This is a genomic window from Cyanobium sp. Aljojuca 7A6, assembly GCF_024346455.1.
Classification (GTDB): Bacteria; Cyanobacteriota; Cyanobacteriia; order PCC-6307; family Cyanobiaceae; genus Cyanobium.
This window is the reverse complement of record NZ_JAGQCY010000022.1, coordinates 1-21,587: the sequence shown is the minus strand read 5'-3', so window position 1 is coordinate 21,587 and position 21,587 is coordinate 1. Positions and strand designations below refer to the sequence as shown.

Genomic DNA, 21,587 nt, shown 5'->3' with positions numbered 1-21,587 from the left:
ATGGATAGCCTGAGCGGTCTGGGTCTGCGCTCGCTCCTGCAGCGGCAGCTGATCACGCCTCGCCTGCGCCAGATCAGTTTGCTGGTCTGTGATGTGGATGGCGTGCTCACGGATGGCGGCTTGCTCTACGACGCTGACGGCCGGGTGCTGAAGCGCTTTGACGTGCGGGATGGACTGGCGGTGCGGATGTTGCAGCGCGCCGGCATCACCGTGGCCCTTCTCAGCGGCGGCTGTGGCGGCGCCATCGAGCAGCGGGCCCGTCACCTTGACATCGAACACTGCCGCGTGGGTGTGGGCGACAAGCAGCAAGGCCTGGAGCAGCTGCGGGCCGATCTGGGCCTGGCTCGTGACCACACAGCCTTCATTGGTGACGACCTCAACGACCTGGCCGTGCGGTCGGTCGTTGGTTTGCTGGTGGCGCCGGCCGATGCCGCTCGGGGGCTGCGATGCCAGGCCGATTGGGTGCTGCGCCGCCGTGGCGGCGACGGCGCCCTGCGCGAATGCGCCGAAGCCCTTTTGGCCAGCCAGAGCCACCTGACCGAGCTGCATCGCCATGGCTGGCGGGAGGGCAACACCTGATCTGGCACCTCAGGCCTTTGGTTGGAACAGAGCGCGGGCCTGTTCCAGCTGGGCAGGGGTGTCCACCGAAAAGCAATCGGTCTCCACGCGGAAGGTGGCGATGGGGATGCCGGCTTCGATCAGGCGCAGCTGCTCCAGCTTCTCCAGCCGTTCCATTGGCGACGGGCGCAACCCACTCCAGCTGGCCAGCACATCGGCGCGGTAGCCATAGATGCCCACGTGGCCCCAATAGGTGGTGCGGCTGTGCCAATGCTCCGGCCTCAGGTCGCGCACGTGGGGCAGGGCGCTGCGGGAGAAGGTGATCGCCCGGCCATCGGCGGCGCGTTGCACCTTCACGATGTTGGGATCGTGGATCTTGTCTGGAACGAGTGGGTAGACCGGTGTGATCACCGGCAACCAGACGGCCGCCCCAGGGGCCTCAGCCGCCGCTCCAGAGGCCTCAGCGATCATCTTTTCGAGAATGGCTGGATCCAGCAGGGGCTGATCAGCCTGCACGTTGATCACCAACGTGCGCTCCGGCGTTGCGCCACCGGCAGCCAACAGGTCCGCCACCACGGAGGCCAGCCGCTCGCTGCCGCTGCTGCAGTGCTCAGAGGTCGCCAGGGCTCTGAATCCCCAGCATCGGACCGCTTCCAGCACCTCGGCGCTGTCGCTGCAGGCCAGCACCGCCGCCACGCCCCGAGCCCTGCCGCAACGCTCCAGCACGTGGCGCAACATCGGCTGGCCGCCGATGTTGGCCATCACCTTGCCCGGCAACCGTGCGGAGGCCAGCCGCGCCGGCACGGCCACCACAACAGCAGAGTCGGATCTCGGCTCAGCCATCGACCCTGTGCCCGGCCAGTGGATCGGAGCGTAAGCGGCCCGAAGGTGGCAAGATGAACAGGCTCGTCTTCGGACGAACTAGGTGGTCCACACCAGTGTCTCGGACAGCGGTTCGATTCCGCTCAGCTCCATTCCCCCAACCCAAGCGCGGGGCTGCAATGGTTTCGACGGGGCATGAGGAGGGTGACTGAAGCCTGCTCGGTAAGAGCGAACCCGTAACAGCGAACAACATCGTTCGTTTCTCCCGTCAAGCCGCCCCTGTGGCTGCCTGACACTCTTAACGGAGACGGGGTGAGGTCAGCCTTGTCACCCAAATGACCCATGGGGCCTGGAAGGGCCCTTTTCAGTGTCTGGCCGGGGCCCTGTCAGCCTTTTGGTGTGGCCACCTGCAGGGGATTCGAATGACCAGTCAGCGCCCCGATCCCATCGCCGTCCTGCGCGAGCAGGAAGCCCATCGCTTGCCCTGGCTGCTGCCACTGCGCCATGCGCGCATGGCGGAAAGCCCGCTGGCCTTCTTCCGCGGCGCCGCGGCCTAGATGGCCATCGACCTGGCCTGGCAACCCCATTCCGGGGTGACGGTCCAGCTCTGCGGGGATGCCCACCTGATGAACTTCGGCTTCTATGCCTCCCCGGAGCGCACGCTGGTGTTCGGGGTCAACGACTTCGACGAGACCCTGCCGGGCCCCTACGAATGGGACCTCAAACGGCTCCTGGGCAGTGTGAGGCTGGCGGCGGACAGCCTCGGGCTCGCCGCGGACGACGCCCGATCGATCGTGCGCCAGTGCGCCCGCCGCTACCGCCAGACGAACCGGGATTTCATCCAGCTCGGCTATCTCGACCTCTGGTATCACCGCGTCGATGTGGCGGCCTACCGCGAGGGGGTGAAGCACAAGCCCCTGCGGGAGTCGCTGGATGCCATCGCCGAGCAGGCCCAGCACAACGACAACCGTCGGGCGGCGCGCAAGCTCTGTCAACGGGACTCCGACGGGGTTCTGCGCTTCCGCCACGATCCGCCCCTGCTCTGGAGCCTGGAGTCGCTGGCCGGCCAGGGCGCCGACCCCAGCCAGATGCGCCGGTTCGTGCAGCACTCGATCGAGCGCTACAGCGCCTCCTTGCGACCGGAGATGCAGTGGCTGGTCGGGCGCTACCAGGTGCTCGACTTTGCCCTCAAAACCGTTGGTGTTGGATCGGTGGGCACCCGCTGCGCCGTCGTGCTTCTTCAGGGCCGCGATGACGACGACCTGCTGATCCTGCAAGGCAAGGAGGCGGGAGCTTCGGTGCTGGAGGCCCACCTGGGGCCGAGCACGGCGGGGTCCCCGGGCGAGCGCGTCGTGCGCGGCCAGCGGCTGATTCAGACGGTGAGCGACAGTTTCCTGGGCTGGGTGGAGGCCTCCCCCGGTGGCGTGGCCAGCTATTGGCGTCAGTTCCGCGACTGGAAGGCCATGGTGCAGCTGGAGAACCTGGATCAGGAGGCCCTCGCCGACTACGGCGCCCTCTGTGCCGCCGTGCTGGCCAAGGCCCACGCCCGCTCGGGCGATGGCGAGGCCATCGCGGCCCATCTGGAAGCCCAGGACGATGCCGATGGGGCCCTGGCCGACGCCGCCTCGGCCTATGCCGACCAGACCCGCGCCGACCACCAGCGGCTGGTGGCGGCGATCGCGGACGGCGAACTGGAGGTTTAGTCGCTGGGCTGGGCGGGAGGCTCCACGGGAAGCCCAACCGGGGGTCGCTCGATCACGAGGTGGGGGTAGGGCAGCGCGATGCCCAGCACCTGGAACCGCTCCACGACGGACTGGAACACGGCGCTGCAGAGGCTCCGGTTTCTGAACGGAGTGGCGATCCAGAACTTCAGCACGTAGTCCGCTCCGCAATCCCCCATCCCCTGCAGGTAGGCCTGCGGGGGGAGATGGGTCTCCACACCCGGCACGGCGGCGGCGATCTCCTCCAGCAGGCCCAGGATGGTGCTGATCGGCTGGCTCTCATCGACGCTGATGGCGATCTGGGTGTGAAAGAGGGTGCGGCCGACGCTGAACTCGACCGTGCTGCTGTTGAAGAAGGTCTGGTTGGGGATCACCAGCTCGGCATTGTCCCGGTCGCGCCAGAGCCGCGTGGCCCGCAGGCCCAGGCGCCGCACTTCGCAGAAATCGCCATCCAGGGCCACGATGTCGCCCGGCCGCAGGGAGCCCTCGAACAGCAGCCACAGGCCGCTGACGAAATTGCCGAAGACCTCCTTGACGCCAAAGCCGAGGCCCACCGACAGCCCCCCGGCGATGGCCAGCACGGCGGTGCTGTTGAAGCCGATCGTTTCCAGCACCGCGATGGTGCCGAGGGTGATCACGGCGTAGCGCACCATCAGCCCCATGGCCCGCACACTCACCCGCTCCAGGGCAAAGACCCGTTTGAGCAGCCAGGCCACCCCCAACGACGGTGGCCCTGAGGAAACCATGAGCAGGTAGAGGGCTACCAACAACCGCGTCAGGTCGCCGACATTGACGTTCGCTCCCACCCACCGCCCCAGCGGGATCAGGGCCAGTTCCGCCCGGGTGTCCAGCAGTTCGATCAACGACCACACCAACCCACCGAACAGGAAGGGGCGGATCAGCAGATAGCGAAGCGGCTGAATCTGGTCGGCGGGCAACCAGCCCACGCTGCGACGCAGCAGCAGCTCCGACACCTGCAGGCTGGCCACGAAGGCGATCAGCAGCATGGCCAGCGTCACCGGCTGATGGGCGATGGCCAGCAGGCCGCAGCCCAGGCCTCCCCCCACCACCGTGATCCCCAGCCCAAGTGCCCAGTGCCAGTGCCGGGCCGTGCGCCCATCGCGCCTGGCCAGCAACTGACCGCCCACCACGACCAGGGCCACCAGGCCAAGCTGGAGGAGCACCTGGGGCCGGCTCAGCATCGGCAACCAGCCCAGGATCTGGCCGAACAGGTCGTTCATGGCGCCGGAGCAAGGGCCTTGATCACGGCTTCGGTGGCGTCCGTTGCGGTCAGTTCCCCGAAGGCCACGGCGGTCACGAGGCGACTGAGGGCACGGTCGCGCGGGTCGCCGGCGGGCAGCAGCTTGGAGATGGCATCGCTGGCGTCGGCCTGCTCGATGGACCGTTGCATGGCTTTGAGCACGGGGGTGTGCAGCGCCGAGGGGGGCACGAAGCGATTGGTGGGCAGCATGTCCTGGTTGTCCGAGGTCAGGGTGCTCTGGATCCAGGGATTCAGAGCAAAAAGGGCCAGGGCTTCCGCCAAGCTTCGCTGCCGGGCCGTGGAGCCCGTGCCGAAGGCCAGCACCCGCAGCCGCGTGATCGGTGTGGCTGGTCCGTGGGGACCGCTGGGAAGCTCGCCCACCCCGAGGGCGGTCCCCAGGGTCTCGCGCAACCGGCTGAGGTTGCCGCTGTTGCAGGGAATCCAATCCAGGCGCCGCTCCAGCAGACCTTGCACCAGCGCCTCCTGGTCAGGCTCAAGGAAGACCTGCTGGTTGAAGTTGGCGGCGGAAAGCCATTCCAGCCAGCGCATCAGTCCCTGCCGTTCGTCGGCCTTCAGGGGACGCCCTGCCGCGGCGGCGATGAGCGCCTGATCGGCCCCCAGCGGGCCGGTGCTCCAGAAGAGGCTGCGCGAGTCCACCGCCAGTCCCACCCGCAGTCCCCGGCGGGCCTGGTCGATCAGGGCGATGGTGGTGGCGGGGCTGGCCGCCACCCGGTTGCGGTTGTAGCAAGCCAGTTGTGGTCGCATCAGGATGGGCAGTCCCGCCAGGGTCCCGGGTGTGGTCTCCAGCCGCGTCAGGGAATCCGGGTCCAGCTGGTTGCGGGTGGCCCCTGGAAGCTTGAGCTCCCTGGCTAGATCGGCTTCCACCAGGGTGCGGGCGGTGGAGCCAGGCAACAGCATCAGATCAGGGCCGAGGCCTGCGGCCTGGCGCTTGCGCACCTCCGCGATGAATTCGCTTTCGCGGAAGAGGTTTGTTTCGATCGCCACATGGGGGTGCAGTTGGCGAAAGGCTTCGACGATCGTCTGCGCCTGAAGCACCTCCTCCTGCAGGATCGCTTTGGTCAGCGGCTGGTCACCTTCGACACTGATGGCCAGATAGGCGGTTCCGCTCAGCTCCTTCGAACGGAGGTCGCAGGCGGAGAGAAGGGTGAGGGGCAGGGCCACCAGCAGGAAAGCCTTGGTCGCTCTTATGGGTGGCAAGGAGCGTGCACCGAGGGCCGGGTGGTTGGCTTGGGGATAAGCCGACGAACGTTCTGGTCAACGGTGTTGCTCATGCTCCTCTTTCTGTCTTCCGTGGTCCCGACGTTCTGCAGGGGCGGGCAATCGATTCTGGGGCTTTACCTCTATGGATGGGCAGTGAGGGACCTGGCACCTGGCGCTGTCGCTCATGTTACGAGCAGCCTTTTGCCATGGACCTTCCTCGCACCTGGTCTGGAGGCTCGAACCAGGAGACGGAGACGGCATGGACATTGAGGGAGTGATGAGCTGACCTTGCCAGGAAAAGGTTCTCTCCTGAATCTCACGGCGATGAAGTATTTCATGCACTGCAGCGCTCTGGCGTTCGCCGTGGCGGCCCTCGCTGTGGCGATCCCCTCGCCCAGCCCTGCATGACCCAACCCGGGAGGTCTCGGCGGGCCGGCTTCTGGAGCCGGTGTGCGACCCGGGCTGGGTTACGGGGCTCCAGGTGCGGGGATGCATTGGCACTGATCCCTGGCGGGCGCCATCGGAGCGTGGAAAAGAGCTGGGGATTCAATCCTCCAGCTCGACCTCCTTGGCAAAACTCCTGCCGCCGCGTTGAACGTGATCCACTTCCACCTTCAGCCCAGGCTTGAGATCAGCAAAGCTCCTCAGCCCATCCTCGTAGTCCGTGGATCCATCGGTGTAAAACCGCTGACCTTGGACGACGAAGGAGCGGTCATTGGGGTTGACCGACTGGATCCTGCCTTCCAAGCAGTCAGCCAGTGCCGGTGTGCTGACCATTCCAAGACAAAGCGAGGCTGCAAGGGCGGAATGACGCAGGTTCATGACAACAAGGCTGCAAGCTGAGTGAACGTGCGAAGCCTATGGAAGTTTTGCTGGTGGGTCGCACATGCTTTCTGACCACGTGTGACCGACGTGCGGTTCAGTCATGGCTGGTCACATGTTGGGCCGGCGGCTTCAGCAGGGATCCGCCTTGAGCAGCAACCTCAGAAAAGTCTTTGAAATGTCGAAGTCCTGCTCAAAGCGCAGGCCGGAATAGTGGGCCCCCCTTAGCTGGTTCATCCAGATCAGTTCTCCCTTCGCTTCGACGATCTCAGCCTCGGAGGGATCGTGGAAGCGAATCTGGATAGACGGGCCCATGGGGACCTCCTGGAAGCTGCGAATGCAGGCTCCAGAGCGGCTGACATCCCAAAGATGTCCCGAATAACAATGGTCCTGAGAAAACACCTCGACTTTTATGAGGATCTGAAAAAAAGGTGCTGAAAACTTGGGTTCTCGGGCGGGAAGTGCTGATTCCTTCATGTCCCTGAGTTGAGGAGATTGGCTCCAGACAGGTTTCAGTGTTCTGAGGAAATGGGTTTGAAGACTCTACCAAAAACAACAGGGGCGTCTACCTGGACCTTCGCACCCATGCGACACATGGATGGCATGCAAAGCACGGCCAACGGCACGCCAGGCCCCTGCTCAGGGGGTGCCGCCGGCCGGCGCCTGGGAGAAACCGCTCCAGCGCTTCAGCTCCTCGATCGTCTGCACCCCTTCCACCCGTTGGCTCCCCAGGACCCAGGTCGGGTAGGCCTTGATGTCAGCTTCCTGGCAGCGCTCCCGACCCTCCTTGGTCTTGTCGCACTCCACGTAGGGCAGTTGATTGCCCGCCTGCTGGCCGAAGAGGCTCTTCTGGCGGAAACAGGCCGGGCACCACCAGGCGCCATAGAAGAGCGCCCCGACGCGACGCAGGTGGTCCGTCAGCTCGATCTGGGAACGGTCGGATGGTGCCAGGGCCTCCCCAAGCGTGGGGGTGGTGGAGCTCCCGGCCTGGCCTCCCTGGGCGGGGGTGGTGATCGTGAGGACACAACCCAGCAGGGTGGGCAGTCCGCCCAGAAGCAGCAGTGGCCGCAGCACCGATGCTCGGGTGGCCTTCACGGAGGGGGAGGACAAGCGCATCGGCGGGCGAACTGGGCTGAAAATCTAGGCCGCACCCCTGGCCCCGTACGGGCTTCCGCCCTGCCGGGGCGTGTGAATTCAGCGGCTGGACTGGGACAATTTCCTCGACGGACGGTGACTGGCGCCCTGGCGACATGAGCGTGACGAGATGAGTGCCAATGGATACCGCGACTATTTCAAGGTGCTTGGCGTCGAAAGGGGCACCGATGCCGATGGCATCAAGCGGGCCTTCCGCAAGCTGGCCCGCCAGTACCACCCGGATGTGAATCCCGACGATGCCTCCGCCGAGGCCCGCTTCAAGGAGATCAGCGAGGCCTATGAAGTGCTCTCCGATCCCGAAAAGCGACGCCGCTACGAGCAGTTCGGCCAGTACTGGAACCAGATGGGTGGCGGCGGCGGGGCTCCCGGTGTCGATGTCGATTTCGGCCGTTATGGCAATTTCGACGACTTCATCAACGACCTGCTGGGCCGTTTCGGTGGCGGGGCTGCGGCCGGTGCCCCCGGCGGCTTCGGCTTCGGCAGCGGTTTCCCCGGCGGGTTCGCCTCCGGTTTCGGTGGTACCGGTGCTGAACGCGCCACCCAGGTCCAGCTGGATGCGGAAGCCACGATCAGCCTGCCGGTGGCCGATGCCTTCCGCGGCTGCGAGCGCACCCTGGCTGTCAACGAGGAGCGGGTGCAGGTGCGCATCCCCGCCGGCGTCAAGGACGGCAGCCGCCTGCGGCTCAAGGGCAAAGGCAACCTGCAGCCCGGCACCGGGCGCCGCGGCGACCTTTACCTCACGCTCAAGCTCCAGGCCCATCCCGTCTGGCGTCTCGATGGTGACCAGCTGCGGGCCGAACTTCCCCTCAGCCTCGACGAACTGGCCCTTGGCGGTGAGGTGCGGGTGGCCACCCCTGATGGGGAAGCCACGATCCAGGTGCCCCCCGGCATGACCCTGGGCCGCAGCCTGCGGCTCAAGGGCAAGGGCTGGCCGGTCAAGGACGGCAGGGGAGATCTGTTGTTCACCCCGACCCTCAAGCTGCCCGACAGCCTCAGCCCCCAGGAGCGGGACCTGCTGGAGCAGCTGCGCCAGGCCCGCAGCGTCGACCCCCGCAAGGACTGGATCAGCGCCGCCCTGCTCTGAACCCCCAACCGGCCCGCCGTTCAAGCGCCGGAAGGGCTTTCCGTAGGATCCGGCCAGTCAGAACGGCCCCATGGAGCTCACCTATCGGCCCCGCCGGCTGCGGCGCACGCCGGCCCTGCGGGCCATGGTGCGGGAATTTCAGCTCAGCGCCGCTGATTTCATCTATCCACTGTTCGTCCACGAGGGCGCGTCCAACGAACCGATCGGAGCGATGCCCGGCGCCCAGCGCTGGAGCCTGGAGGGCCTGGTGACCGAGGTGGGCCGGGCCTGGGATCTGGGCATCCGCTGCGTGGTGCTGTTCCCCAAGGTGGCCGATGGCCTCAAGACCGAGGACGGCAGCGAGTGCTTCAACGAGGGTGGGCTGATCCCCCGGGCGATCCGCCGCCTCAAGCAGGAACATCCGGCGATGGCGATCATGACCGACGTCGCCCTCGATCCCTATTCCTGCGATGGCCATGACGGCATCGTCAGCACCGAGGGCGTGGTGCTCAACGATGAGACTGTCAGCCAGCTGTGCCGCCAGGCCGTGGCCCAGGCCCGGGCCGGAGCGGATCTCATCGGCCCCAGCGACATGATGGACGGACGGGTGGGGGCCATCCGGGAAGCCCTTGACGAGGAAGGTTTCGAGCACGTCGGGATCATCAGCTACACCGCCAAATACGCCTCCGCCTACTACGGCCCTTTTCGCGAAGCCCTCGATTCCGCCCCCCGGGCCGTGAGCACCAAGCCCATCCCGAAGGACAAGAGCACCTATCAGATGGATCCGGCCAACGGCCGCGAAGCCCTCACCGAAGCCCTGCTCGATGAACAGGAGGGGGCCGACATCCTGATGGTCAAGCCCGGCCTGGCCTACCTCGATGTCATCCATCGCCTGCGCGGCGAGAGCGAGCTGCCCATCGCCGCTTACAACGTCAGCGGTGAGTACGCCATGGTGAAGGCCGCCGCCGAGCGGGGCTGGATCGACGAGCGGGCGGTGGTGCTGGAAACCCTGCTCTGCTTCAAGCGCGCCGGCGCCGATCTGATCCTCACCTACCACGCCTGTGATGCCGCCCAGTGGCTCCGCGACAGCTGAGCCACACCGCTTGAATGGGGGGATGAACCGACGTTTCCCCTTCCGATGACACGTCTCGGCCACGTGGCGGTGCGGGTCCAGGACATGGAGCGTGCCAAGCGCTTCTATGAGGGGCTGGGGCTGCGCCTCACCTGGGATGCCCAGGACTGGGCCTACATGCAGTCGCCCGGCAACGGCGACGGCATCGCCCTGCTCAGCCCCACCTACACCGCCGCCGGCCCCCACTTCGCTTTCCACTTCAGCGATCGCGCCGAGGTGCAGGCGGTGCACGACCGGCTTGAGGCGGCGGGCCACCGGGTGGGACCGGTGCATGACCATCGCGACGGCACCGCTTCCTTCTACCTGCAGGATCCGGATGGCAACTGGCTGGAGATGCTGTACGAGCCTGCCGAAGGCATTCCCTCCAACGTCGGAGCCGCCGCCATCCCCGCCCCGTCCTCCCTGGCGCCGGCTGGGTGAGCGAGATCCATCAGGACACGCTGGAGCTGCTGGAGTGGCCCCGTCTGGCCGCCCACCTGGCCGGCTTCGCCAGCACCGCCGCCGGCCGGCGCGACTGTGCTGGGCTCGGCCTGCCGGACCATCCGGCCGAGAGCCGCCGCCTGCTGCTGGAAACCACCGAGCTGCTGGCCCTCGATGGCCTCAGTGAGGGCGGCCTCAGCCTGCAGGGGGCCGAGGACATCGCCGCCACGATGGCCCTCTGTGCCAAGGGGGGCTGCGCCGGTGGCGAGGAGTTGCTGGCACTGGCCTCCACCTTGGCCACCGCCAGGCGGCTGCGGCGCCAGATCGAGGACCCCGAGCTGCGGCCGATCACCACGGCCCTGGTGGCCGAATTGCGCACCATGCCGGAGCTGGAGCAGCGGCTGCACTTCTGCCTGGAGGAGGGGGGCCGGGTGGCGGATCGGGCCAGCGGCCCCCTGGAGGCGGTGCGGCGCCAGCTGCTGGGCCTGCGGGCTGAGCGGCGCGAGCGGCTGCAGGAGCTGGTGCGTCGCTACGCCTCCTTGCTCCAGGACACGGTGGTGAGCGAGCGCAGCGGCCGGCCGGTGCTGGCGGTCAAGGCCGGCGCCGCCGCCCAGGTCAGCGGCCTGGTGCACGACAGCTCCGCCTCCGGCAGCACGGTGTATGTGGAGCCCCAGGCGGTGATCCCCCTGGGCAACCGCATCCGTGATGCCGAGGGCCAGGAACGGGAGCAGGAGCGCCAGGTGCGCAGCGAACTCAGTGCCCTGGTGGGAGAGCAGGCTGAGCCGCTGGGCCATCTGCAGCAGGTGTTGGTGCGGCTCGATGCCGGCCTGGCCCGGGCCCGTTACGGCCAGTGGCTGGGGGCCGTGCGGCCCGAGCTGGCCGAGACGGCTGAGGCCCCGTTCGAGCTGCGGGAGCTGCGCCACCCCCTGCTGCTCTGGCAGGAGCGCCGGGAGGGCGGCCGGCCCGTGGTGCCCGTGAGCATCAGCGTGGGCCCCGAGCTGCGGGTTGTGGCGATCACGGGCCCCAACACCGGTGGCAAGACGGTGACCCTCAAAAGCCTCGGCCTGGCGGCCCTGATGGCCCGCGCCGGCCTGTTCCTGCCCTGTGCCGGCACCCCCCGGCTGCCCTGGTGCGGCCAGGTGCTGGCCGACATCGGCGACGAGCAGTCGCTGCAGCAGAACCTCTCCACCTTCAGCGGCCACATCCGCCGCATCGCCCGCATCCTGGCGGCCCTGGCGGAGGGGGCCACCCTGGCCCAGGATTCCGCGGCGCTGGTGCTGCTCGATGAGGTGGGGGCCGGCACCGATCCCACCGAAGGCAGCGCCCTGGCCGCTGCCCTGCTGCGCCACCTCGCCGATCGCGCCCGCCTCACGGTGGCCACCACCCACTTCGGCGAGCTCAAGGCGCTCAAGTACGCCGATTCCCGCTTCGAGAACGCCTCGGTGGCCTTCGACGTGGAGACCCTCTCGCCCACCTACCGGCTGCAGTGGGGCATCCCCGGCCGCAGCAACGCCCTGGCGATCGCCTCCCGGCTGGGGCTTGACCCTGCGGTGCTGGCCGCGGCCGCCGCCCAGCTGGAGCCCGGCGGTGAAGGCGACGTGAACCGGGTGATCGAGGGGCTGGAGCAGGAACGCCAGCGCCAGCAGGAGGCGGCCGAGGCGGCGGCTGTGCTGCTGGCCCGCACCGAGCTGCTGCACGAGGAACTGCTGCAGCGCTGGTCGCAGCAGAAGGAGCAGTCGGCGGAACTGCAGGAGCAGCGCCGCCAGCGGCTGGAGCTGTCGATCCGGGAGGGGCAGGGGGAGGTGCGGCGCCTGATCCGGCGGCTGCGCTCGGTGGGTCAGGAGGTGCGCGTTGGCGGAAGGCTGGCGGGGGAAACGGCCCGCCAGGCCGGCCAGCGCCTGCGCCGGCTGGAGCAGCAGCACCGGCCCCTGCCGGAGCAGCGCGACCACGGCGGCTGGCGGCCCCGGGTGGGCGACCGCATCCGGCTGCTGGCCCTGGGCAAGGCCGCCGAGGTGCTGGCCATCTCGGAGGAGGGAACGGAACTCACGGTGCGCTGCGGTGTGCTGCGGCTCACGGTGGCGCTGGCGGCGATCGAGGGACTGCACGGCGAGAAGCCGGCGCCGCCCGAGCCGCCGCCCCAGGTGCGCATCCGCAGCCGTCGCTCCCCCGGCAGCCGCGGCCCGGACGTGCGCACCGAGGGGAACACGGTGGACGTGCGTGGCCTGCGGGTGCATGAGGCCGAGGCGGCGGTGGAAGAGCGCCTGCGGGGGGCGAACGGGCCGGTGTGGGTGATCCACGGCATCGGCACGGGCAAGCTCAAGCGGGGCCTGCGGGAGTGGCTCTCCGGCCTGGCCTGGGTGGAGCGAGTGAGCGATGCCGAGCAGGGGGATGGCGGCCCCGGCTGCAGCGTCATCTGGGTGAAGTGAGGCCCGGGCCGCGCCGCTCAGAAGTTGATGGCGGGCAGCTGGGGTTCTTGCCGGGGGGGCGCCGTGACATCGGTGGGCAACAAGGCGGCTCCGAGGCCGTCGAACAGGCGCCAGCCGGTGGGATCGACGTCGAGGTGGACGGTCTGGCCGACGGTCACGCTCTGATCTGGTGTGGCCCGCACCAGCACCAGGTGGCTGCCCTCCAGCAGCCGGCAGGTGACCAGTTGCTCGTTGCCCAGGGCCTCGCAGTGGCTCACCTCCGCGGCCAGGTTGCGGTTGGTGGCGGGGGCCAGCCGCAGGTGCTCGGGCCGCAGGCCGCCGGTGATCCGGTGGCCGATCCAGTCCCCCAGCAGGTCCGCCATCGGTCCCTCCACCGGGAAGCGCCGCTCCCCCAGCAGCAACTGGCTCGCGCTAGCCACCTCCACCGGCAGCAGGTTCATCGACGGACTGCCGATGAACTGGGCCACGAACAGGTTTGACGGCCATTGATAGAGCTGCATCGGCGTGCCCAGCTGCTGCAGCCGGCCCTCGTTGAGCACGGCGATGCGGTGGCCCATCGTCATCGCCTCCACCTGGTCGTGGGTGACGTAAAGGGTGGTGGTGCCCAGGCGCCGCTGCAGCTCCACGATCTGGGTGCGGGTGCCGGTGCGCAGCTTGGCGTCGAGGTTGCTGAGCGGTTCATCCATCAGGAACACCGCCGGTTGGCGGGCGATGGCCCGGCCCAGAGCCACCCGCTGCTTCTGGCCCCCGGAGAGCTCCTTGGGCCGGCGCTGCAGCAGGGGCTCCAGTTCCAGGGTGGTGGCCACCTCGTCGATGCGCCTCTCGATGCGGCGCTCCCGCTCGGAATCGATTCGCAGGGCCGCCGGCAGGCGGCGGCTGGCCCGATGCAGGCTGTCCTGCACTTGCTGGGGCAGGCTGCGGTGACGGCTGCGCCGCAGGCCGAAGCCGATGTTGTCGGCCACGCTCAGGTGGGGGTACAGCGCGTAGCTCTGGAACACCATGGCCACATCCCTCTGGGCGGGCCGCAGACGGCTCACGGGCCGCTCGCCCACGTAAATCTCGCCCGACGTGGTGGCCTCGAGGCCCGCTAGCAGCCGCAGCAGGGTGCTTTTGCCGCAGCCCGAAGGGCCCACCAGCACCAGGAATTCACCGTCCTCGATGTGCAGGTCGAGCTGGCGCAGCACCTCCACCGGGCTGCCGCCGCGACGGGGCGGGTAGGTCTTGCCGACCTTTTCGAAGCGGACCTCGGCCAAACAAGCGGTGCAACCGGGGGATCCTAGGGTTGTTCCTCATCAGAGCCCCGGCCGAAACCCTTCCTTGCAGTTCATCGATCAGGCCCGCATCGCCGTGCGCGCCGGCCGCGGCGGCGACGGCATCGTGGCCTTCCGTCGTGAGAAATACGTGCCCGCCGGGGGGCCCTCCGGCGGCGACGGGGGTCGGGGCGGTGACGTGCTCCTCGTGGCCGATTCCAACCTCCAGACCCTGCTGGATTTCAAGTACCGACGCCTGTTCGCCGCCGATGACGGCCGGCGCGGCGGCCCGAACCGCTCCTCCGGAGCCAGTGCCGCCACCCTGACGATCCGGGTGCCGTGCGGCACGGAGGTACGTGACTGCCGCACCGGCATCCTGCTGGGGGATCTCACCAACGCCGGCGAGGAACTGCTGGTGGCGGCCGGTGGCCGTGGCGGGCTGGGCAACGCCCACTACCTCAGCAATCGCAACCGGGCCCCGGAAAAGTTCACCGAGGGCAAGGAGGGGGAGGAATGGAAGCTGCAGCTGGAGCTGAAGCTGCTGGCCGAGGTGGGGATCATCGGCCTGCCCAACGCGGGCAAAAGCACCCTGATCGCCGTGCTCTCGGCCGCCCGACCGAAGATCGCCGACTATCCCTTCACCACCCTGGTGCCCAACCTGGGCGTGGTGCGGCGGCCGAGCGGCGACGGCACTGTCTTTGCCGATATCCCCGGACTGATCGCGGGGGCAGCCCGCGGAGCCGGCCTGGGCCATGAGTTCCTGCGCCACATCGAGCGCACGCGACTGCTGCTGCATCTGGTGGATGCGGGCGGCGGGGACGTGCTCAGGGATCTGCTGGTGGTGGAGGAGGAGCTGTCCGCCTATGGCAACGGGCTCAGCGAGCGCCCCCGCCTGGTGGTGCTCAACAAGATGGAGCTGTGTGATGACGAGGAACTGGAGGAACGGGTGGCTTCCATTGCCGCCCACACCGGCCAGCCCCCCCTCGTCATCTCCGCTGCCGCCTCCCAGGGTCTCCAAGCCCTGCTGGCCGCCGTCTGGCAGCAGCTGGGCATCGTTTGACGCTTCGCCTCAGTCGTCGTAGACCCGGCACTCGGGCGCTTCGGGGTTGAGGTCGCAGTACACCTCGAGGGGGCTGGGGTCGTGGCTGTCCTCGGGGTGGTGCTCCTTGTACTCGTTGAGGGCCTTGAGCTCCTCCTCGAGATGGCGCACCTTGCCGAGATTGCCGTCGGCCTTGGCCGACTCAATCTCGACCTTGTCCTTCTCGATGTGATCGTCGATCGTCTTCATGCAAAAACCGGCCTTCACGAGCCGGAACTCACCGCAGACACCATACGGTCGTGGCAGGGGGACCGCCTTTTCCTGTGGGTTCCCGCACACCCTTGGTTGAGGCACCGGCTTCAGGTGGCCAGCTCGCTCAACGCCAGCCAGCGCTCCTCCGCCGCGTGGATCCGCTCCACCAGGCCCGCCAGCTCGTGGGTCAGCTCCTCCAGCCGGGCGTAATCCGGGCCACTGGGCGCCGCCAGGTGCTGCTCCAGCTCGCGGCGTTGCTGTTCGAGCTGGGGCAGTTCGGTTTCGAGGCGCTCCAGCTCCCGGACCTCCTTGAAGCTGCGCCGTCTGGGGCCGTCCGCCGGCACCTTGGCGGAGGGGGCTGAGCGCTTGGCGGCCACCTGGGCCACGGCCGCGGCGGCGGCGGACCCAGGGGCGGTTGCCGGCGATTCTGCCTTTCGCTCCAACCAGCTGCTGTAGTTGCCCTCGAAGCGCTCCAGCCGGCCGTCCTCGAAGTGGAACAGGCGGTCGACGGTGCGGTCCAGGAACCAGCGGTCGTGGGAGACCACCACCACGCAGCCGCGGAAATCGTCGAGGAACTCCTCCAGCACGCTCAGGGTGTGGACATCGAGGTCGTTGGTGGGTTCATCCAGAAGCAGCACGTTGGGGGCCTCGATCAGCAGCCGGCAGAGGTGCAGGCGCCGCCGCTCGCCCCCCGAAAGCTTCGCCACCGGCTGGTGCTGCTGGGCGGGGGGGAACAGGAAGCGCTCCAGCAGCTGGGAGGCCGTCAGCTCCACCCCGTCCACCTGCACCCGGCTGGCGGCCTCCTGCACCACTTCGATCACCTTGCGCTTGCCGTCCTTGGCCAGCAGCACGTCGCTGTGCTGGTCGAAGTAGGCCAGCTTCACCGTGGCCCCCAGTTCCAGCAGGCCTTCGCTGGGGGGGCGCCGTCCGGCGATCACCTCCAGCAGGCTGGATTTGCCGGCCCCGTTGGGTCCGATGATCCCCACCCGGTCCTCGGGACTGAAGTCGTAGCTGAAGTCGCTCAGCAGGGTGCGCTCGCCCACGGCCACCGCCAGCCCCTCGGCGGTGATCGCCCGTTTGCCGATGCGCCGGGCGGTGGCGGCCATGGCCAGGCTGGTGCGACCCTGGCGGGCGGGCGCCTCCAGCAGGGCATCGATGCGTTGCAGCCGCGCCTTCTGCTTGGTGCTGCGGGCCTTGGGGCCCTGGCGCAACCAGGCCAGTTCCCGCCGCAGGGTGCCCTTGAGCTTGGCGGCGGTGGAGGCTTCGGCCTCCTCTTCGGCCGCCTTGAGGCCCAGATAAGTGCCGTAGTTGCCCTCGTAGGGCCGGGCCTCGCCCCGCTCCACCGCCACGATCCGGCGGGTGACCCGATCCAGCAGGTAGCGGTCGTGGGTGACGAGCACCAGGGCGCCGGCGAAGCGATCCAGGTAGCTCTGCAGCCACTCCACCCCCTCGGCATCGAGATGGTTGGTGGGTTCGTCCAGCAGCAGCACTTCCGGTTCGGCCACCAGGGCCGCCGCCAGGGCGACGCGGCGCCGGTTGCCGCCGGAGAGTTCGCCGATCGTGCGCTCCTGCTGGGCCGCGTTGATGCCCAGGCGCTCCAGCACCTCCCGGCAGCGGCGCTCCAGGTCCCAGGCCTGGCAACCGTCCATGCGGTGCTGCAGGGCGCTGAGGCGGGCCAGCAGCTGGTCGTCTTCGGCGCCGCTGGCCAGCTGGTGGCTCACCCCGGCGTACTCCCGCAGCAGGGCCATGGCTTCCCCGTCCCCGGCGAACACCTGCTCCAGCACGGTGAGGGAGGGATCCAGGCGGGGCTCCTGGTCGAGCAGCACCACCCGGGTGCGGGCGTGGCAGCGGCGTTCGCCGCGATCGAGCGGCTCGAGGCCGGCCAGCACCCGCAGCAGGGTGCTCTTGCCGCCGCCGTTGGGGCCGATCAGCCCCAGCCGGTCGCGCTCGCCCACATGCAGGTCGAGATCGGCGAACAGGCTGCGCAGGCCGAAGTCCTTGGCGGCCCCCACCAGACTGATGGCACTCATGGGGTAGTGCCGCTCTGGCCCAGGCCCAGGCGCTGCTGCTCCAGATGGGCGAAGACGCTCTTGTCGCCCACATCGGCCGCCGCCGGCATGGGGAATTTGCGCAGGCAGAGCAGCAGCAGCAGCAGGGCTTCGGCGGCCAGCAGGCTGGCGGTCGTGGCGGGGCTCAGCACGCCGGCCAGGCGCCCGAGCAGGGCCAGGGGCAGCAGCAGGGTGACGCCGATCGCCTCGGGGCGCTGGAAGCAGAAGAACTCCTTGAAGCCGATGCCGGCCAGGGCGGCGAAGAAGGGACCCACCGCCAGGATCCACAGGGGCTGCTGGGCCAGGGCGGGGAGCATCTGGGCGGGTCCGGCCCGCAGGGCCAGCAGCAGTCCGCCCAGGCAACCGGCCAGCCAGAACAGTTGCAGGGCCCGGTGCAGGGGACGCAGGTAGATGTGGATCCAGCGCAGGGCCAGGCCCAGTCCCGCCGCCATCACCAGCAGCCAGGGCCAGAGCAGGTCGGGGCCGAACTGCCGCCACTGGGCCAGCAGGGCCAGCTGGGCCAGGGCCACGGCCGTGAGGGCCAGCCGGTAGCCGAGCACCTCGCGGCGGTCGGTAGCGGTGATCGTGAAGTGGCCGTACACCCCCTCGAAGACGGGGTCGGTGCCATCCGGGGTGGCCAGGGTGCTGCTCATCGGGTGGGGGCGCCGGGGGCGGCAGGGGGCGGGCTGCCCACCAGTGTGGCCAGGTCCGGTCCCGCCGGGACGATGCCGGAGGGATGCAGGGGGAACAGGGCCCCGAAGTAGTCGCGGCGCCAGGCCGTCGGGAAGCAGGTGGCGGCCACCCCCTCAAGGGCGTGGAAGCGGCGCCGCCAGTCCCACAGCCGCGGCAGTTGCCACAGGGGGCGGCGGCTGCAGCCGAACAGCGGCGCGTAGACCAGCTCCATCCGGATCAGGGTGGGGAACAGCACCACGTCCGCCAGGCTGGGGTGGGCCCCGCCGCAGAGCCAGCCGCCGCTCTCCCCCTGGGCCACGAGGCTGGCCTCGACGGCCTCCAGGGCGTCGAACAGGGCCGCTTCGGCCTCGTCGTAGGCCGCCTGGGTGCGGGCGAAGCCGCAGCGATACACCCCGTCATTCACATCCCCTTGCAGCCGCTCCCGCCAGACGCTGATCGCCGCGAGGTCGTCCGGCGGGGCCAGGTCCGGAGCCCTGGGCGCGGCGGGCCAGGCGTTGAGCAGCTCGATCAGGCGGGCGCTCTCGCTGACCAGGATCTGCTTCTGGCTGCGGGAGTAAAGAGCCGGCACGGTGGCCCGGGTCCGGGGATCGGCGCCGCTGCGGCGGTAGAGGTCGATCAGGGTGTGGCAGCCCTCGAAGGGCGTCTCGAAGCGCCAGCGGCCGGCGGCCGGATCGGGATCCACCACCACCGTGTCGATCGTGGAAGCCAGGCCGCGCAGGCTCCAGGTGAGCCAGGCGCGATGGGCCCAGGGGCAGCTGCGGCCCACGATCAAGACGTGGCCGCCGGGGTCGGCGGCGTCCTGCGGCAGCGGCGGCAGGCTGGTGAAGGCCCCGGCAGGCCGCCGGTAGCGGCCCTGGTTGTCGGCGGGGCCGAGCCCGCCCATCAGCAGACGCCACTGGCACTGCCAGAGCTGCCGAGCGGTGCGCACCAGGGTGGCGGGCGGGGCCATGGGAATCAGCGCTGTCCAGCCATGACTCTGCGCCAGGCTGGAGCCCTGTGAGCGAGCAGGCGATGGCGGCGGGCAGGGTGATGGTGGTGGGGGGCACCCACGGCAACGAGCGCAACGCACCCTGGCTGCTGGAGGCCTGGCGGCAGCACCCGGCCCTCTTGCAGCGCCATGGCCTCGCTCTGGAGCTGGTGCTGGGCAACCCCGCCGCCCACGCCGCGGGCCGGCGCTACCTGGACCGCGACCTCAACCGCAGCTTTGTGCCGGCCCTGCTGGACGCCGCCGAACCGGGGGACCGGGAACGGCAGCGGGCGCGGGAGTTGCTGGCTTGCCATGGGCCCGAAGGCAGCGCCCCCTGCCTGGTGGCCCTCGACCTGCACAGCACCACCGCCGCCATGGGCAACGGCCTGGTGGTGTATGGCCGGCGGCCGGCCGATCTGGCGCTGGCGGCGGCGATGCAGCAGCGCCTGGGGCTGCCGATCTACCTGCACGAGCAGGATCAGGTCCAGACCGGCTACCTGGTGGAGCGCTGGCCTTGCGGGCTGGTGGTGGAGGTGGGCCCGGTGCCCCAGGGGGTCATCAATGCCGCCATCTGTCTCCAGAGCCAGCTGGCCCTGGAAACGGCCCTGGAGGTGCTGGCGGAGGCTCGGGCCGGAGCCTTGCGCCAGCCGGCCCAGCTGGTGGTGCACCGGCACCTGGGCAGTCTGGATCTGCCGCGCCACAGCGACGGATCCCCGGCGGCGGTGGTGCACCCACAGCGTCAGGGACGTGACTGGTGGCCGATCGGCGCCGGCGAGCCCCTGTTCCTGACGGCGGAGGGCACCACGATCCCTTATCACCCCCAGGGCGACCAGGAGCAGGGAACCGTCTGGGCCGTGTTCATCAACGAGGCGGCCTACGGCGAGAAGGGCATCGCCCTCAGCCTCACGCGCCGGGAAGCTTGGCCCGTGGCGCCCGCCTGGGGCCAGGCACTGACGGACCTGGCCCGGAACCTTCAGACCCCAGGAGCTGGCTGCGATCGGGGCGGGCCGTTGTAGAGCACGCTCACGACGGTGCGACCGTCGGGAGCGATGAGAATCTCCGTCTCCAGCGTCGGGGGCTGGCCGAGCTGGGCCCAGCCGGGCCCACCGCCGTAGAAGCGGAAGAGATGACCGGCGGCGTCGGAGCGCACCAGGCAGTCGCCGCCACTGCGTTCGTACATGCAGGTGGCGGGCCGATAGACGCCGAGACCGCCGTTGATCACCTCGGCCCGCATGCGGGCCAGGTTGACGGCGCGGCCGCGTTGGAAGGCCAATTCCTGGGTGGTCTGGGAGAGGGCGGGGGCGGCCTCAGTCAAGGGGGTGGCCAGCAGCAGGGCCAGGCAGCCCAGCAGGGGCCGGAGACGGGGTGAGCGCATGGTCATCCGCAAACGAGGGTGGTCTGTTCCTTGGTGCAGGGGAGATCGGTCTTGCTGCCGTCGGCCCAGTAGATCCGCAACCGGTCGTCCTCGGTGTCGGTGCGCAGGGTCAGCGATTTGACCACGCCGGCCGGGGGCTTGCCGGCCGGGTCGGCGGTGTCTGGGCGCAGGTTGGCCTTGTTCAGGCGCTGCTCGAGCTGCTGGATCTGCAACTCAAGCTGATCGATGCGGCGGCTGTCGGCATTGGGCAACCCCTGGCAACCCGCCGCCAACAACGGCAGGACGAGCAGGGCGGGAGACAGCCGGCGCAGGCGCAAGCCGGCGTGACGCGGTGGCTGGGGCGAGAGCGGCGAACGCGAGACCATCGGCGGGCGGGCGGGCGTGATGACCGGAGCAACTCACCATCTAGCAGCGGCAGGGCGGGGCAGGCCAGAAAACAAACTCAGCTTTTCTTCATGAACGACCGCTCACACCCCGCAACAGTCTGTTACAGTCGTTTCAGGCGATTCCTCGCTCTTCCTTACGCCCATGGCCAGCGCACCAGCGTTCGCGCCTGATGGCACTCTTCTCTCGCACTCATGACCGCCACTCTCCAGCAGCGCTCCGGCGCTTCGGTGTGGAACCAGTTCTGTGAGTGGGTCACCTCCACCAACAACCGCCTCTACGTCGGTTGGTTCGGTGTGCTGATGATCCCCACCCTGCTGGCCGCCACCATCTGCTTCATCGTCGCCTTCATCGCGGCCCCCCCTGTCGACATCGACGGCATCCGTGAGCCCGTCGCCGGCTCCCTGATGTACGGCAACAACATCATCTCCGGCGCCGTTGTTCCTTCCAGCAACGCCATCGGCCTGCACTTCTACCCCATCTGGGAAGCCGCCAGCCTCGACGAGTGGCTGTACAACGGTGGTCCTTACCAGCTGGTGGTCTTCCACTTCCTGATCGGCGTCTTCGCCTACATGGGTCGCGAGTGGGAACTCTCCTACCGCCTCGGCATGCGCCCCTGGATCTGCGTCGCCTACTCCGCCCCCGTGGCGGCCGCCAGCGCCGTGTTCCTGATCTACCCCTTCGGTCAAGGTTCCTTCTCCGACGGCATGCCCCTCGGCATCAGCGGCACCTTCAACTACATGCTGGTGTTCCAGGCTGAGCACAACATCCTGATGCACCCCTTCCACATGCTGGGTGTGGCGGGTGTGTTCGGTGGCTCCCTGTTCTCCGCCATGCACGGTTCGCTGGTGACCTCCTCCCTGGTGCGTGAAACCACCGAGAGCGAGTCGCAGAACTACGGCTACAAGTTCGGCCAGGAAGAAGAGACCTACAACATCGTGGCTGCCCACGGTTACTTCGGTCGCCTGATCTTCCAAT

General features: G+C 68.9%; 21 protein-coding genes and 1 pseudogene. 9 read left to right on the top strand and 13 right to left on the bottom strand.

Annotated features, from left to right (window positions below; translation table 11 throughout):
• Positions 1-579 carry an HAD family hydrolase gene (locus KBY95_RS15015; protein WP_254966088.1) on the top strand — a complete coding sequence of 193 codons (579 nt, stop codon included), beginning with the start codon at positions 1-3 and terminating at the stop codon, positions 577-579.
• A 9-nt stretch (positions 580-588) separates the two neighbouring features.
• Here the strand turns inward: KBY95_RS15015 and kdsB are convergent, their stop codons facing one another.
• Positions 589-1,401, bottom strand: coding sequence for a 3-deoxy-manno-octulosonate cytidylyltransferase (gene kdsB / locus KBY95_RS15010; protein WP_254966086.1), 813 nt, complete (start codon positions 1,399-1,401; stop codon positions 589-591).
• A gap of 314 nt (positions 1,402-1,715) precedes the next feature.
• Here kdsB and KBY95_RS15000 point away from each other — a divergent pair.
• Positions 1,716-3,083: pseudogene (locus KBY95_RS15000) on the top strand (DUF2252 domain-containing protein).
• Here the strand turns inward: KBY95_RS15000 and KBY95_RS14995 are convergent.
• The 5 genes from KBY95_RS14995 to KBY95_RS14975 form a co-directional block, all read right to left on the bottom strand.
• On the bottom strand, positions 3,080-4,342 hold the full coding sequence (locus KBY95_RS14995; protein ID WP_254966084.1) for a mechanosensitive ion channel family protein: 1,263 nt from the start codon (positions 4,340-4,342) through the stop codon (positions 3,080-3,082). The pseudogene KBY95_RS15000 and the gene KBY95_RS14995 overlap by 4 nt on opposite strands.
• A complete protein-coding gene (locus KBY95_RS14990; protein WP_254966083.1) occupies positions 4,339-5,580 on the bottom strand; it encodes an extracellular solute-binding protein in 1,242 nt (413 codons plus the stop codon). Before KBY95_RS14990 ends, KBY95_RS14995 begins: the two co-directional genes overlap by 4 nt.
• A gap of 549 nt (positions 5,581-6,129) precedes the next feature.
• Positions 6,130-6,405 carry a DUF5666 domain-containing protein gene (locus KBY95_RS14985; protein ID WP_254966082.1) on the bottom strand — a complete coding sequence of 92 codons (276 nt, stop codon included), beginning with the start codon at positions 6,403-6,405 and terminating at the stop codon, positions 6,130-6,132.
• Positions 6,406-6,537: 132 nt separating this feature from the next.
• Entirely contained in the window at positions 6,538-6,882 is a 345-nt protein-coding gene (locus tag KBY95_RS14980; protein WP_254966081.1) for a PilZ domain-containing protein, read from the bottom strand.
• A 162-nt stretch (positions 6,883-7,044) separates the two neighbouring features.
• On the bottom strand, positions 7,045-7,521 hold the full coding sequence (locus tag KBY95_RS14975) for a hypothetical protein (RefSeq protein WP_396095033.1): 477 nt from the start codon (positions 7,519-7,521) through the stop codon (positions 7,045-7,047).
• Between the two features lie 148 nt (positions 7,522-7,669).
• Between KBY95_RS14975 and KBY95_RS14970 the strand changes: the two genes are divergently transcribed.
• From KBY95_RS14970 to KBY95_RS14955, 4 genes are all read left to right on the top strand, one after another.
• The gene (locus tag KBY95_RS14970) at positions 7,670-8,644 is read left to right on the top strand and encodes a J domain-containing protein (protein WP_254966079.1); all 975 of its coding nucleotides are present in this window, start codon (positions 7,670-7,672) and stop codon (positions 8,642-8,644) included.
• Between the two features lie 70 nt (positions 8,645-8,714).
• Positions 8,715-9,716: a porphobilinogen synthase gene (gene hemB / locus KBY95_RS14965; protein WP_254966077.1), complete on the top strand. Its 1,002-nt coding sequence runs from the start codon at positions 8,715-8,717 to the stop codon at positions 9,714-9,716.
• Between the two features lie 45 nt (positions 9,717-9,761).
• Positions 9,762-10,175, top strand: coding sequence for a VOC family protein (locus KBY95_RS14960; RefSeq protein ID WP_254966075.1), 414 nt, complete (start codon positions 9,762-9,764; stop codon positions 10,173-10,175).
• Positions 10,172-12,601: an endonuclease MutS2 gene (locus tag KBY95_RS14955; RefSeq protein WP_254966073.1), complete on the top strand. Its 2,430-nt coding sequence runs from the start codon at positions 10,172-10,174 to the stop codon at positions 12,599-12,601. Before KBY95_RS14960 ends, KBY95_RS14955 begins: the two co-directional genes overlap by 4 nt.
• Before the next feature lie 17 nt (positions 12,602-12,618).
• Here the strand turns inward: KBY95_RS14955 and KBY95_RS14950 are convergent, their stop codons facing one another.
• Positions 12,619-13,854, bottom strand: coding sequence for an ABC transporter ATP-binding protein (locus KBY95_RS14950; RefSeq protein WP_254966072.1), 1,236 nt, complete (start codon positions 13,852-13,854; stop codon positions 12,619-12,621).
• Between the two features lie 64 nt (positions 13,855-13,918).
• Here KBY95_RS14950 and cgtA point away from each other — a divergent pair, with 64 nt between their 5' ends.
• Positions 13,919-14,911, top strand: coding sequence for an Obg family GTPase CgtA (gene cgtA, locus KBY95_RS14945; RefSeq protein ID WP_254966070.1), 993 nt, complete (start codon positions 13,919-13,921; stop codon positions 14,909-14,911).
• A gap of 9 nt (positions 14,912-14,920) precedes the next feature.
• On the opposite strand, the gene KBY95_RS14940 is transcribed toward cgtA, so the two are convergent.
• The 4 genes from KBY95_RS14940 to KBY95_RS14925 form a co-directional block, all read right to left on the bottom strand.
• Complete coding sequence (locus KBY95_RS14940; protein WP_094586564.1) at positions 14,921-15,139, bottom strand: Calvin cycle protein CP12; 219 nt, start codon at positions 15,137-15,139, stop codon at positions 14,921-14,923.
• Positions 15,140-15,249: 110 nt separating this feature from the next.
• The gene (locus KBY95_RS14935) at positions 15,250-17,172 is read right to left on the bottom strand and encodes an ABC-F family ATP-binding cassette domain-containing protein (protein WP_254966068.1); all 1,923 of its coding nucleotides are present in this window, start codon (positions 17,170-17,172) and stop codon (positions 15,250-15,252) included.
• The gene (locus tag KBY95_RS14930; RefSeq protein WP_254966065.1) at positions 17,169-17,843 is read right to left on the bottom strand and encodes a DUF2301 domain-containing membrane protein; all 675 of its coding nucleotides are present in this window, start codon (positions 17,841-17,843) and stop codon (positions 17,169-17,171) included. Before KBY95_RS14930 ends, KBY95_RS14935 begins: the two co-directional genes overlap by 4 nt.
• Positions 17,840-18,832, bottom strand: coding sequence for a glutathione S-transferase C-terminal domain-containing protein (locus KBY95_RS14925; protein WP_254966064.1), 993 nt, complete (start codon positions 18,830-18,832; stop codon positions 17,840-17,842). Before KBY95_RS14925 ends, KBY95_RS14930 begins: the two co-directional genes overlap by 4 nt.
• 62 nt (positions 18,833-18,894) lie before the next feature.
• Here KBY95_RS14925 and KBY95_RS14920 point away from each other — a divergent pair, with 62 nt between their 5' ends.
• Positions 18,895-19,866, top strand: coding sequence for an aspartoacylase (locus KBY95_RS14920; RefSeq protein ID WP_254966103.1), 972 nt, complete (start codon positions 18,895-18,897; stop codon positions 19,864-19,866).
• Here the strand turns inward: KBY95_RS14920 and KBY95_RS14915 are convergent.
• On the bottom strand, positions 19,824-20,225 hold the full coding sequence (locus KBY95_RS14915; protein WP_254966063.1) for a hypothetical protein: 402 nt from the start codon (positions 20,223-20,225) through the stop codon (positions 19,824-19,826). The two genes, KBY95_RS14920 and KBY95_RS14915, sit on opposite strands and share 43 nt — an antisense overlap.
• A gap of 2 nt (positions 20,226-20,227) precedes the next feature.
• Entirely contained in the window at positions 20,228-20,590 is a 363-nt protein-coding gene (locus KBY95_RS14910; RefSeq protein WP_254966062.1) for a hypothetical protein, read from the bottom strand.
• A gap of 213 nt (positions 20,591-20,803) precedes the next feature.
• Here KBY95_RS14910 and KBY95_RS14905 point away from each other — a divergent pair.
• A partial coding sequence (locus tag KBY95_RS14905) for a photosystem II q(b) protein (protein WP_254966061.1) occupies positions 20,804-21,587 on the top strand: 784 nt, incomplete at its 3' end.